This is a genomic window from Pseudoalteromonas sp. NBT06-2 (assembly GCF_002276045.1).
Taxonomy (GTDB): Bacteria; Pseudomonadota; Gammaproteobacteria; order Enterobacterales; family Alteromonadaceae; genus Pseudoalteromonas.
Genome location: NZ_NQMR01000028.1, coordinates 47,774 through 61,640 on the forward strand (window position 1 = coordinate 47,774; position 13,867 = coordinate 61,640).

General features: G+C 35.6%; 10 protein-coding genes. 1 reads left to right on the top strand and 9 read right to left on the bottom strand.

The window, feature by feature from the left end:
* Positions 1-247: 247 nt before the first annotated feature.
* From CJF42_RS08195 to CJF42_RS08235, 8 genes are all read right to left on the bottom strand, one after another.
* Positions 248-904: a tRNA-uridine aminocarboxypropyltransferase gene (locus tag CJF42_RS08195; RefSeq protein WP_252097561.1), complete on the bottom strand. Its 657-nt coding sequence runs from the start codon at positions 902-904 to the stop codon at positions 248-250.
* A 186-nt stretch (positions 905-1,090) separates the two neighbouring features.
* Positions 1,091-2,518 carry a dihydrolipoyl dehydrogenase gene (lpdA, locus tag CJF42_RS08200; protein WP_095366214.1) on the bottom strand — a complete coding sequence of 476 codons (1,428 nt, stop codon included), beginning with the start codon at positions 2,516-2,518 and terminating at the stop codon, positions 1,091-1,093.
* 237 nt (positions 2,519-2,755) lie between these two features.
* Positions 2,756-4,639 (bottom strand): pyruvate dehydrogenase complex dihydrolipoyllysine-residue acetyltransferase, encoded by a 1,884-nt coding sequence (gene aceF / locus CJF42_RS08205; protein ID WP_095366215.1) that lies wholly within the window; start codon positions 4,637-4,639, stop codon positions 2,756-2,758.
* An 11-nt stretch (positions 4,640-4,650) separates the two neighbouring features.
* Entirely contained in the window at positions 4,651-7,317 is a 2,667-nt protein-coding gene (gene aceE, locus CJF42_RS08210) for a pyruvate dehydrogenase (acetyl-transferring), homodimeric type (protein ID WP_095366216.1), read from the bottom strand.
* Positions 7,318-7,387: 70 nt separating this feature from the next.
* Entirely contained in the window at positions 7,388-8,134 is a 747-nt protein-coding gene (gene pdhR / locus CJF42_RS08215) for a pyruvate dehydrogenase complex transcriptional repressor PdhR (RefSeq protein WP_095366217.1), read from the bottom strand.
* A 318-nt stretch (positions 8,135-8,452) separates the two neighbouring features.
* Positions 8,453-9,367, bottom strand: a complete 915-nt coding sequence (ampE, locus tag CJF42_RS08225) for a beta-lactamase regulator AmpE (protein WP_095366219.1) — start codon at positions 9,365-9,367, stop codon at positions 8,453-8,455.
* A 39-nt stretch (positions 9,368-9,406) separates the two neighbouring features.
* Positions 9,407-9,961 carry a 1,6-anhydro-N-acetylmuramyl-L-alanine amidase AmpD gene (ampD, locus tag CJF42_RS08230; RefSeq protein ID WP_095366220.1) on the bottom strand — a complete coding sequence of 185 codons (555 nt, stop codon included), beginning with the start codon at positions 9,959-9,961 and terminating at the stop codon, positions 9,407-9,409.
* Positions 9,962-10,030: 69 nt separating this feature from the next.
* Positions 10,031-10,696 (bottom strand): glutathione S-transferase, encoded by a 666-nt coding sequence (locus CJF42_RS08235; protein ID WP_095366221.1) that lies wholly within the window; start codon positions 10,694-10,696, stop codon positions 10,031-10,033.
* A 113-nt stretch (positions 10,697-10,809) separates the two neighbouring features.
* Here CJF42_RS08235 and CJF42_RS08240 point away from each other — a divergent pair, with 113 nt between their 5' ends.
* Positions 10,810-13,068 carry a peptidase U32 family protein gene (locus tag CJF42_RS08240; protein WP_095366222.1) on the top strand — a complete coding sequence of 753 codons (2,259 nt, stop codon included), beginning with the start codon at positions 10,810-10,812 and terminating at the stop codon, positions 13,066-13,068.
* Positions 13,069-13,153: 85 nt separating this feature from the next.
* Here CJF42_RS08240 and CJF42_RS08245 read toward each other — a convergent pair whose 3' ends face one another.
* Entirely contained in the window at positions 13,154-13,480 is a 327-nt protein-coding gene (locus CJF42_RS08245) for an RDD family protein (RefSeq protein WP_095366223.1), read from the bottom strand.
* Between the last annotated feature and the right edge of the window lie 387 nt (positions 13,481-13,867).

The following is a 13,867-nucleotide window of genomic DNA, read 5'->3' on the forward strand; positions in this document are numbered from 1 at the left end:
ATCATGGAATGACTTAGAAATGGAATAACAGACAAGAAGTCTGTTTTATGGATATATAGCAAAGATTGCTAACATTGGATGTATTCAGTGACGAACAGGATTATGACAAGGGATTTGTTAGTCATATTAAAATATGCCTAGGGTAAAGTTTTAAAGGAACTAGTATTTCTAGCAAGCAGGATGCTTAAAAAGATTCCAGTCAGCGTGGTATATGCTTTCATATATCACGCATTTTCTTGAACCGATTTTATCTTTTTTTACACTTTAAATATGCTTCTCTAAAATCTTCAAAATGCTGACTCAACTTTTTTGCTGCATCTAATTCATTTGCAAGTTCAAGCACCATAATTGCCACCTCAGCTGTACCTAAGTGATTTTCATGTACTGCGACTCTCAATTTATATTCAGATAATTTATCAGGCGTAATCGATAAAACAGGGAATTGATCTAAATAAGGACTTTTACGGATCATTTTTTTAGCTTCACGCCATGTACCATCTAAAAAAATCAGTAATGGCTTTTTACCTTTTATTCGAGAAATGGTTTCCACCACTCTATATTGTTCAATATTATCGGCTGGGAAGATAATTAGCGGTTGATATTGCTCATCATTAATTAATGCTAAAAAATCTTTATCCGGATCAGTACGATCCCAACGAAATGCAAAATTCTCAGATATCACATCAGCTATCAAACGCCCTGTATTTGAAGGCTTAAAACTTTCATTATGATACATCAGCATACAGACAGCTAAACCACACTGTGCTTCCTGAATACCGTCACAAATACATTCATTGATATCAATTAAACAATGATCACATCGTTTAAGTTTAGCACCACGAGCTCTGAACTCTTTTTTAGATATTGCTAGCTGCTTTGCACGCAACTTTAATACTGAATTCACTGATAACTCTCCTGTTGAGATTTGTATGGTCTAAAACTCTCTACTACTGGAGAATTATTAAGTCAATGCTGTACATTGGGAATAAAGGGAAATGACACCTTCATAAATCAAACGATTAAAAAAGGGTGAAATCATTCACCCTTGTTGCTCAGCGTAACCGAATTTAAAATAAATGTGTTTACAAATTTATTTTTTCTTTTTAACTGCTTTTTTGTTTGGTAAATCTGTGATTGAACCTTCAAAGATTTCAGCAGCGAGACCAATTGATTCATTTAGTGTTGGGTGGGCATGGATCGTAAGTGCTAAATCTTCACCGTCTGCCCCCATTTCAACTGCTAAACCAATTTCACCAAGCATTTCGCCAGCATTAATACCAACCATAGCACCACCAATCACACGACCAGTATCTTTATCAAAGATCATTTTAGTTTGACCTTCAGTACGTGCTGAAGCGATAGCACGACCAGATGCAGCCCAAGGAAATACAGCTGTTTCGATGTTTAAACCTTGCTCTTTTGCTTCTCTTTCAGTTACACCAACCCAAGCGATTTCTGGATCTGTATATGCAATTGAAGGGATACATTTAGGGTCGAAGAAATGCTTCTGACCAGCAATAACTTCTGCTGCTACGTGAGCTTCATGTACCGCTTTGTGTGCAAGCATAGGCTGACCTACGATGTCACCGACAGCAAAAATGTGATTTACGTTAGTACGTAATTGCTTATCAACATTGATAAAGCCACGCTCATCTACTGCAACACCTGCTTTTTCAGCATCAAGCAATTTACCGTTTGGAGTACGACCAACAGCAACTAATACTTTGTCATAACGAACTGGTTCTGCAGGTGCTTTTTTACCTTCAAAAGTAACGTATAAACCATCTTCTTTTGCTTCAACACCAACAACTTTAGTTGAAAGCATTACGTTGAATTTATTCTTAACGTATTTTTGGTAAATCTTAATTACGTCTTTATCAGCTGCTGGGACTAACTGGTCAGCAAATTCTACAACATCAATTTGAGAACCTAGTGCACGATACACAGTACCCATTTCAAGACCAATAATACCGCCACCTAATACAAGCAGTTTCTCTGGAACGTCTTTAAGTTCTAATGCCCCAGTAGAATCAATTACACGATCATCTTCAGGGATAAAAGGTAAATTTACAGGTTGAGAACCTGCAGCTACGATAGCATTATCAAAAGTAATCGTTGAAGTTGTATCGCCATCAACCACTTCTAATGTGTTAGATCCAGTAAATTTACCATAACCGTTAACAACTTTAACTTTACGCATCTTAGCCATACCGTCTAAACCACCAGTTAATTGGCTGACCACAGCGTTTTTCCAAGAGCGGATTTTGTCTAAATCAATTTTAGGCGCGCCAAAAGTAACACCATGAGATTCCATAGCTGCTGCATCATCAATTACTTTAGCAACATGCAATAATGCTTTAGAAGGAATACAACCAACATTAAGACACACACCACCTAAAGTATTGCGAGACTCAACTAAAGTTACGTCTAAACCTAAATCAGCAGCACGGAAAGCTGCAGAATAACCACCAGGTCCACCACCTAGTATAACGACTTGCGTTTTAATTTCGTTACTCATGCTTTTACCTTTATATTTTTGAACGGGACAAAATCAGTTCTGCCCACTTATTTTCCTGTCACCCATCACCGAAAACAGTATCAATAACAGGAATAAGGACATATTGAATAAATTTGTGGTCGGATTGTATCACCCGACATGTAAAAAATCTCATTAATTCTAAGGAGAGTTATCTAAAATAACACGCCTTAGAATAACGCCACGAAGTGGCCTTAATAGAAATGCGTAGCAAATCTATTACATTACTAACTGGCGAATATCGCTCATGTAATTTGCTAATGTCACAGTGAAACGCGCAGCTAATGCGCCGTCGATAACACGATGATCGTATGACATAGATAATGGAACCATCAGTTTTGGCTCAAACTCTTTTCCATTCCACTTAGGTTTCATTTCAGACTTAGATACACCTAAAATTGCAACTTCAGGTGCATTTACTATGGGTGTAAATGAAGTTCCACCAATGCCACCTAAAGATGAAATAGTGAAACAACCACCTTGCATATCTGAAGATGTTAATTTACCGTCACGCGCTTTTTTAGAAATATCCATTAATTCGCGAGATAACTCGATAATGCCTTTGTTATTCACATCTTTAAATACTGGCACAACTAAACCATTTGGCGTATCAACAGCAACACCTATATTTATGTATTTTTTAAGAATTAAGCTTTCACCATCTTCACTCAATGATGAGTTAAATTTTGGAAAATCTTCTAACGCTTTAGCTGCAGCTTTCATTACAAACACAAGCGGAGTGATTTTCACACCAAGTTTGCGTTTTTCAGCCATTACATTTTGTTCTTTACGGAACACTTCAAGGCTAGTGATATCTGCTTCATCAAACTGAGTAACATGCGGGATTTTCACCCAGTTACGGTGTAAGTTAGCACCTGATAGCTTTTGAATACGAGATAGTTTTTGCTCTTCGATTTCACCAAATTTAGAGAAATCGACTTTAGGCCAAGGAATTAAACCTAGCTCACCGCCAGCTGCATTACCTTTAGACGCTGAAACTTGACCTGACTCAACTTGCTTAACTAAGTTTTTAACATAGTTTTGTACATCTTCTTTAACTACACGATCTTTACGGCCAGTGCCTATTACGTTTGCTAGGTTTACACCAAACTCACGTGCTAAACGACGAATAACAGGAGATGCATGTGCATAAGCATCATTTTCAGCAAAATTTTCTTTTGTAGTTGGTGCTTTAACTACTGGTACCTCAGCTAATTTTTCCGCAGGCACTGGAGTAATTGAAGCCACTACAGGTGTACTTGATGTTGTTTCAAATGCCATTACTAAAGAACCCGTAGACACTTTATCGCCAGCAACGACTTTAATTTCTTTAACAACCCCAGCAAATGGTGCTGGTACTTCCATTGAAGCTTTATCACCTTCAACATTTAATATTGATTGGTCTTCTGCAACAACATCGCCAACAGCAACTAAAATTTCAGTTACTTCAACTTCATCTCCACCGATATCCGGTACATTGACATCTTGTACAGCAGATACTGCTGCAATGGGTGCCGCAGTCTCTGATTCTACAGCAACAGGTGCCGCTATTGCTGCGCTCCCTACTTCACTCTTTACTTCGAAAAGCATCACTAAAGAACCAGTAGAAACAGTATCACCTGTTGCTACTTTAATTTCTTTAACAATACCAGAAAATGGTGTAGGTACTTCCATTGAAGCTTTATCACCTTCAACGTTTAAAATTGATTGTTCTTCTGTAACAACATCGCCAACAGCAACTAAAATTTCAGTTACTTCAACTTCATCACCACCAATATCAGGAACATTTACTTCCTGTACTGTTGATGAAGTTGTTATTGGTGTTGTAGCATCTGATTTAGTTGCAACAGGCTCATGCTCTGCAACTTGAGCTACGCCTTCAAAAAACATTACTAAAGAACCTGTCGTCACTGAATCACCTTCAGTCACTTTAATTTCTTTAACAATACCTGCTGTCGCTGCAGGAATTTCCATTGAAGCTTTATCACCTTCAACATTTAAAATAGATTGATCAACTTCAACCTTGTCGCCTACGCTTACAAGAATTTCGGTCACTTCAACTTCATCTGAACCGATGTCTGGTACATTAATTTCAATTGTCATGTTTTTATCTCTTATGCGTATAAAGGATTAAGTTTATTAGTATCGATATCAAATTTAGCAATTGCATCAGTAACAACAACTGCTTCAATTTCACCTCGTTTTACTAATTCAGTTAACGCTGCAACCACAACATAATCTGCATTCACTTCAAAATGACGACGTAAATTATCACGGCTATCTGAACGACCGTAACCATCAGTACCTAATACTTTAAAGTTTTCTGTGGGTACAAATGCGCGTACTTGCTCAGCAAAGTTTTTCATGTAATCAGTTGCTGCAATTGTTGCTTCTGAGCTTAATATCTCAGCAATATAAGCTTGACGCTGTTCAGCTGCAGGGTTAAGCATGTTGAAACGTTCAACATCTTGGCCATCACGTGCTAATTCATTAAATGAAGTAACAGAAAAAATATCAGAACCAATACCGTATTCTTCGCTTAAAATAGTTGCCGCTTTAAGTACCTCAATCATGATAGTACCAGAGCTTAATAACTGAACTTTAGATTTTTCTCCCGCTAGCGTTTTAAGTTTGTAAATACCTTTACGAATACCTTCTTCAGCACCTTCAGGCATAGCAGGTTGATGATAGTTCTCATTCATCACTGTTAAGTAGTAGTAAATATTCTCTTGATTTTCACCATACATACGACGAATACCGTCTTGTACGATTACCGCAACTTCATATCCATAAGTTGGATCATATGAAATACAGTTAGGAACAGTGCTTGCTAAAATATGGCTATGACCATCTTCATGTTGTAAGCCTTCACCATTTAGCGTTGTACGACCGGCAGTTGCACCTAATAGGAAACCACGTGCTTGTTGATCTCCAGCCATCCAAGCCATATCACCAACACGTTGGAAACCAAACATTGAGTAATAAATATAGAATGGGATCATAGGTAAATCATTTGTGCTATAAGATGTCGCAGCTGAAACCCATGAAGACATAGCACCTAGTTCATTAATACCTTCTTGCAATACTTGACCAGAAGTACTTTCTTTATAGTAAGAAACAATCTCTCTATCTTGTGGCGTGTAATTTTGACCATGAGGATTATAAATACCGATTTGACGGAATAAACCTTCCATACCAAAAGTACGTGCTTCATCAGCAATGATAGGAACAATGTTTTGACCGATATTTTTATTTTTCAATAAAATATTTAAAGTACGTACAAATGCCATAGTTGTTGAAATATCACGTTTTTGCTCATCTAATAATACTTTAAACTCTTCAACTTTAGGGATCACTAGATCTTTTGTGAAGTTAGGTAAACGTGCAGGCGTATAACCGTGCAATGCTTCACGACGTGCGTGTAAGTATTTATGCTCAGCAGAACCTTCTTCAAGTGTTAGGTAAGGTAATTCTTTTAGCGCTTCGTCAGATACCAAATCTTGTAAACCTAAACGTGAACGTAAATGCTCAACATGGCTCATATCCATTTTTTTAACTTGGTGAGCAATGTTTTTACCTTCAGCCGCTTCACCCATACCATAGCCTTTAACTGTTTTAGCTAAAATAACAGTTGGACGGCCTTTCGTTTCTTCAGCTATTTTAAATGCAGTGTAAAGTTTAGAAGGTTCATGACCACCACGTTTGAGTGCGAAAATTTCATCGTCTGTCATATCAGCAACAAGTGCAGTAGTTTCGGGATAACGACCAAAGAAATGCTCACGTACATACGCACCATTTTTAGCTTTATATGTTTGGTAATCACCATCAATTGTTTCATTCATTAACTGTAGTAATTTACCTGTTGTATCTTTAGCAAGTAATTTATCCCAACCTGAACCCCAAACAACTTTAATTACATTCCAACCAGCACCTTTAAATAGGCCTTCAAGTTCTTGAATGATTTTACCGTTACCCATAACTGGGCCGTCTAAACGTTGTAAATTACAGTTAACTAAGTAACATAAGTTATCTAGTTTTTCACGAGCAGCAAAAGAGATAGCACCTCGTGATTCTGGCTCATCCATTTCACCATCACCTAAGAAAGCAAAAACACGTTGGTTCTTAGTATCTTTTAAACCACGACCATCTAGGTATTTTAAGAAGCGCGCTTGGTAAATAGATGCGATTGGACCTAGACCCATTGATACCGTTGGAAACTGCCAAAATTCAGGCATTAATTTAGGGTGTGGATATGAAGGCAAACCTTTGCCATCTACTTCTTGACGGAAATTATCAAGTTGCTCAGCACTAATGCGACCTTCAAGGAAAGCTCGAGCATAAATTCCTGGAGAAATATGGCCTTGATAATAAACTAAATCACCACCGTTAATTTCATTAGCTGCTTTAAAAAAATGATTAAAGCATACTTCATAAAATGCAGCTGACGATTGGTACGATGCCATATGACCGCCCAAGTCTAAATCTTTTTTAGATGCACGTAGTACGATCATAATCGCATTCCAGCGAATAATGGAACGAATACGACGTTCTAGATTTACATCCCCAGGATATGCAGCTTCTTGATCTGCAGGAATTGTATTTACATAGTTAGTTGTTATACCTGTAGGCATATCAACACCATCTAAACGTGCTTGCTCTAAAACTTGCTCAAGTAAAAACTGTGCGCGCTCTACACCTTCTTCTTTTATTACAGATTCTAGTGCTTGCAACCATTCCTGAGTTTCAAGTGCGTCAATATCATGGTTCTGGACTTCAGACATAGGATGTTTCCTTAATCTATTTAATATTAAATATTTGTATTCGTACCAATATAAGTATTCTATTGAAATACTAGTTTTGTTGTGTACGTCTTAAACTGCGTTTTATTCTGGAATTCTCTTTACCTGCTTTTAATAACGCTTCTTCAATAAAAGCTAAGTGAGCATTACTTGCCTCTCTCGCTTTTAATGGCAGCCCTTCGATTACAGCATTAAACAGGGTTTTTCTATGTTCAGCTAATTGTGCTTTTACGTTATCTTTCTCAACTAAAATAGTTAAATTTTCTAAAATACTCTGTTCAAGTAGTGATGACATACCACGTATTAAGTGCAATAACACAACATTATGTGACGCTTCAGCTACTGCAAAGTGAAATTCATTAATTGCTTTTGCTTTCGCCTTTAAATCTATCGCTTTGCCAATTTGATTAAAACTCACTTTCACTGCTTCGTAGTCGGTATCGGTACCGCGTAGTGCCGCATAATATGCTGCAATACCTTCTAAGGCATGACGAAACTCCAATAAATCAAATTGTGATTCAGGATGTTTACTAATCAACTCAAATAAAGGGTCAGTCATACCTTCTTCAAGTTGATTTTTGATATAAGTTCCACCACCTTGACGACGATAAACTAAACCTTTGACTTCTAGTTTTTGAATTGCTTCACGTAATGAAGGTCGGGAAACTTCAAATTGTTTTGCGAGTTCTCGTTCTGGTGGTAATTTTTGTCCTGGCGCAAGAGATCCTTCAAGGATCATATTCTCTAACTGTTCAAGAATAATGTCAGATAATTTTGCTGTTTTAATTTTAAAATTCATGGCTAAAAGTAGCACCCAAACCCTAACGGTAAATTGGTCATACCAAATCGATATGCATAAATTAACAAAAATAGTGAATATAGTCAAAGTTGCGTAGACCAATGGCTATAATCTATATCAATAAAAGATAAATTATGGAAAAGATAACAAAAAAAGAAAGGAAAAATAGCAGAAAACAAAGTGGTCAGACCAATAAGGCTCCCCTGAATATAATTTCATATTCAAAATTTTATAATCAGGGGGATTGTGTTTTTAAAAACTACCTAGGTTTAAAATGCCACACAGTGGCCACAATAAAAATGCGAAACTGGTTTATATTTATGGCAAATCTGCAAATAAAGTTAATAATGCAGTTAATGCTAAAAACAAAAATATATTTCGCTTAACAAGCTTAACCATACATTTTGCTTCAAAGGTACACCCAATATGTTTTTGTTCTACTTGTTCAGCTGCTAATGCAGTATGGGTAACCACTTTTCGATTACTCACTTTAAAATCTAATAAGAATTTTAACCAACATGTTGTGCCTTTATTAAAGTTACCTATGATCAAATAACCTAAACTGGCGATACGTGCAGGTAACCAATCAAGCCAAAATAACAAAGACTGTAATACTTTATGATATTGCGTAATTGAATATTCAAAACTGACTTGCTCTGACACTTCATCTTCTTGTTGGTTATTTAATTCAAAATCTTTTCGCACTAAATCAGAGTAAGTACGAACTAACGCATAAAAAACCGCACCTGCTGGGCCTAAAACAACAAACCAAAATAAAACAGCACAGTAAAACCTAAAGTTAATCCAAGCTAATGTTTGACCTAAAGTTTCACCATCAAGTTGCTCAGCTGTTTTCTTTTGACCTAATTGCAAAGCATATAATGTGGCAGCTTCATTATCTTGACGCTGCATGGCATTTAAATACCCTTTATATTTTTCTCTTAAATAAATACAACCGATACAAATTAATAAAATGACTACATTAATTGCTAGTTGAAATAATACAAAGTCAAATAACGTATAAATAAAACCAACACAAGCAGCAGGGATAACTAACCAAAGTAGAAAGCCTATTTCTTTTTTTAACAAAGGTTTAATAACTGAATTTACAATTGTAGATTCAGAAGTGGAGAAGTTTAAATATTTACTGGCATAAATATGCATTTGCCAATATCGGCCTTTTGCATCTAAACGTTCAATAATTAAAGCTATTAATATAGAAATCAGCGTCATAGTTCACCTAGGTAGCATTAAATCATAATTACTTTGAGATTATGAATCGATTAATTGATAAAAATATGACCAATCAAAACTTTCACCCGGATCTGTTTTTCTACCAGGAGCAATATCTTGATGACCAACGATACGCGCTTTTGTGAGCTTAGGATAATGCTTTATTAATGTTTTTGCTATAGTGCTAAGTGATTGATACTGCATTGAAGTATACGCTATTGTATCTGTGCCCTCTAATTCAATGCCTATGCTAAAATCATTACAACCAGTTACGCCTTCATAATTTGATACGCCAGCATGCCAAGCTCGCTTATTAAAAGGCACATATTGTATTACTTCACCACATCGTTTTATTAAACAGTGAGCTGAGACTTCCAGTCCTTTTAAATCAGAAAAGCTATGATGCGCGTTACAATTAAGCGTACCTAAAAATAAATCATTAATATATGAATTACCAAAATTCCCTGCAGGCAAAGAAATATTATGAACAACTAACAAAGATATATCACTTTGATCAGGTCGCTCATTAAAGTAAGGTGAACAATTAAAATCAACCTCAGATAGGCAATCATTAATAATAGAACAATTTTTCATTTGACTCACTTCCTAGCAGCCATAAATTTAAAAGAAACAGCATAATACTTATTGGCTAACTGCTTTGTTTTAGTTATCACCAAAAATAACCACTTCTTGCGACTCCAACCATAATGGATATTCTTTCATTACCTTTGAAAACAATGTACTTTGCAAATAATGATTAAGCCAGACTCTCAATTTAGGATAAGGAGATTGTAAATACCACTTGCGCTCAACCCGCGCGAATTTACGAATAAAAGGCAAAATGGCTAAATCGGCTAAACTTTCATTTTCTGACATTAAAAAAGCGTGTTCATTTAATCTTTGCTCTAACGTTTGTATATACACTTCACAATTTTGTCGATACTGTGCTACATTTTCATCATGGTAACGCTTTGCCGAACTGTATTTATCAAAGGCTGTTTTAAAGCCCGTATCAAATTGCGCAATGAGTATTAGCATCTTAGGTAATATTGTTTCATCCTGACGATGTAAAAGATCATTAGGATCACTTTTATTAAATGCCCAAAGCATCACTTCTAAACTTTGATCTATCACTAATAAAGGAGAAACCACAAGTACAGGTACTTCCCCCTTAGATGAAGCAACTATCATTTCATTTGGCTTATTGCTTAAAACGATATCTCGCAGTATGACTTGTTGTTGAGATTTAAAAATACCTAACCTAGCTCGCATTGCATAAGGGCAATTTCTCAAAGAATAAAGTATTGGTAAATCAGTAGGTGCTTTCATTATGATTTTAGAATCGACTTATTATGTATTAATAATACACTTTAATTATGTTCATAGTACAAAGATGTATGTAAAATTCCCTCTTTTAAATTTAACAGATACAAGTTGTAGACATGAATCCTAAAATTGAATTATTGGCGCCTGGTGGAGATGTCGATGCGATTAAAGCAGCTATTATAGCGGGTGCAGATGCCGTTTATTGTGGCTTAGACACCTTTAATGCGCGTAATCGTGCGTCTAATATTTCTTTTGATGAACTAATTGGCATTATACGACTTGCCCATCAATATAAATGTCAGATATTTCTAACACTCAATATTGTTATTCTTGAAAGAGAATTTAAAGCGCTGACTAAGTTATTAAACAAACTAGTTAATACCACTTTAGATGGTGTAATAGTGCAAGATCTTGGCATGTTTAATCTTTTGACTAAACATTTTCCAACTTTAGACATTCATGCTTCAACCCAATTAACAACACATAATGTTGGTCAAATACCATTTTTGAAAAAATTAGGTGCATCACGCGTTAATTTATCAAGAGAATTAAATTTAAAAGAAATTACCGCATTAACAGCTGTTAGTCGTGAGCATGACACATTAACTGAAGTATTTGTTCATGGCTCATTATGTGTTGCTTTTTCGGGCCTATGCTATTCAACCTCAGCGAGTGTCGGTAATTCCGGTAACCGTGGCCGTTGTAGTCAAGCGTGTAGAGAAGAATATGAAACAACAGAGTCTGGCAACAACTTCCCGTTAAATATAAAAGACAATTCTACATTTTTTGATTTACCAGCATTAATAGAAGCCGGAGTACATTCTTTTAAAGTTGAAGGCCGTATTAAAGGTGCAAGCTACGTACATACCGTGATTGATAGCTTTAGAAAACAAATTGATGGTTTTTTAAAAACGGGTGAATTACTAGAAGATGGCGAGCGCTTATATAAAGTATTTAATCGCGATTTTACTAATTCATTTTTAAAAGGTGATTTAAACCAGTCAATGTTTATTGATAACCCGCGCGATAACTCAAAAGATCACGCGATCAATAAAAGTAATGCCATTTCTGTTGTTCAAATTTTTGATGCTAAACAAGCGCTTCATCAAGAAAAAAGCATCATAAATGCCACTGTAGATGACAAAATAAAACACCTAAGCATTGAAAAAGTACCGCTTACATTACGTTTTTCAGGTAAAGCGGGTGAGCCATTAACATTGACTGCCACAACAGAAGGTTTTTCGGTTGAGCAGCAAACTTATATAGTGCAATCAAAGTCAAAATTAAGATCAAGTGATAAAATAAGCTTTGATGCTGAGCTATTAGAGCATAGATTTAAAAACTTAAATAATGCGGGATATATATTACAAACTATTAATACAGATGCGTTAGCGCAAGGGTTATGTATTGCCTATAAAGAGTTAACTGTCATTAAAAATACAGTCTCAGCGTTATTAAATGAATCCCAAGAAATAGTGCCTGAAGTAACATTACCCAAATTAGTTAAACACGCTAAAACAGAGCCAGAAGCAAAACTATCTATTCTAATTTGTGATGAAGCAGATATTAAATTAGCAGATACTACAGATGCGGATATTTACTTTAAACTACCCGATGCTTACAAACGCGGTTGTACTAAATACGTTGTTTTTTTAAAGCAGAATCCAAGATTAATTCCTTGGTTCCCTTCAGTATTAATTGGTAAAGATTACGACGTAGCACGCAATATATTACAACAAGTAAAACCAGATCTAATTGTAACAAACAATACAGGCATTGCTTATGAAGCACACAAATTAGGCGTTAAATGGATTGCAGGACCATTTTTAAATATTACAAACTCTTATGCATTATTAGCAATGAAAGAAACATTTGATTGTAGTGGTGCCTTTATTTCAAACGAAATAAACCGCCAGCAAATACAAAATATTGCACGTCCTGAAAACTTTAAAATGATGTACAGTATTTACCATCCAATTCTACTGATGGTCAGCAGACAGTGTTTCTTCCAACAAAGTGTCGGTTGTGAAAAACCACGTATAGATAATGGTTGTATGTTGTCTTGTGATAAATCTACCAGTATTACAAACTTAAAAGGTGACACATTTGCGATTGATAAGCAAAAAGCAGGTTACCCAAGTATTTATAACCAAGATCAATTCTTAAATATGGAGATCATCAATGACCTTTCACATTTATTTGATAACTTCATGATTGATTTAACCAATATTGGTGCCGGGGATAAAACATCGCCAGATAAAGCAATGCTTATTAAACAATTTGAGTCATTACTCAATGGCCAAGTAGAAGCTGAGCAATCACTGAATCACCTAGTAGCGCAAAAAACAAATGTGCAATACCACAATGGCTTATAAACACAATTAAAAGCTAAAAACGGGTTCATCATATTGATGAGCCCGTTTTTAATACTGTAATAAATAGGTATAAATTATATTTTGATTAGTGATTTTGTATCACAATACTACCCGCTAACATATCGTGCCAGCCTCTGTTTTGTTGATCAAATAAAGCCCAAATAAACCCTAAACCAAATGGAATAGCCGAAATAATATAACCTAGATATCTGATAATCGATTGACCAACAGATAAATTATGACCTGTTTTAGCATCAACCACTTTAGCATTTAAAAACATTTTACCGGGTGTAGCCGCTTTATGGACCCAAAACATAACAACTAAAAACAAAGGTAAAAGCTCGTTATAAACCATGCCGTTAAAACTCCATTCACTTTGATTCGCGAGCCAATCCGAATCGCCATAAAACACCGTAAAAAAACAGCTAAGACCATACCTAACAAAACACTATCTATAATTATCGCTGCAAATCGACGTGTAAAACTGGTGTGCTCTAAAGCAAGAATATTTTTGTATTCTCTATTTTGAGTATATTCATAATTTGTACTTGTCATAATGACATCCCTCTTCTAAATATGCCTAAAAAATCATATTTGGCATCTAAACCTCTTTTTAATTAACAGGTTTTATTTTTCTGATGTTATGAGTATCAGCTATTTAAAGAATCAAGAAGCAGTTAAGTGACAAACGGTAAAATTGAATGGATAGTAGGCGCGATTTTGCTTACATGGATGTCAGTAGTAGAGTAATGCAGGGAGCAATTACCGAAAATATCGCGCATGTTTTTATTCTTATATC

Coding starts and splice junctions, on each gene's coding strand:
- lpdA (WP_095366214.1), bottom strand. CDS start 2,518: ATGAGTAACGAAATTAAAACGCAAGTCGTTATACTAGGTGGTGGACCT.
- aceF (WP_095366215.1), bottom strand. CDS start 4,639: ATGACAATTGAAATTAATGTACCAGACATCGGTTCAGATGAAGTTGAA.
- aceE (WP_095366216.1), bottom strand. CDS start 7,317: ATGTCTGAAGTCCAGAACCATGATATTGACGCACTTGAAACTCAGGAA.
- pdhR (WP_095366217.1), bottom strand. CDS start 8,134: ATGAATTTTAAAATTAAAACAGCAAAATTATCTGACATTATTCTTGAA.
- ampE (WP_095366219.1), bottom strand. CDS start 9,367: ATGACGCTGATTTCTATATTAATAGCTTTAATTATTGAACGTTTAGAT.
- ampD (WP_095366220.1), bottom strand. CDS start 9,961: ATGAAAAATTGTTCTATTATTAATGATTGCCTATCTGAGGTTGATTTT.
- CJF42_RS08235 (WP_095366221.1), bottom strand. CDS start 10,696: ATGAAAGCACCTACTGATTTACCAATACTTTATTCTTTGAGAAATTGC.
- CJF42_RS08240 (WP_095366222.1), top strand. CDS start 10,810: ATGAATCCTAAAATTGAATTATTGGCGCCTGGTGGAGATGTCGATGCG.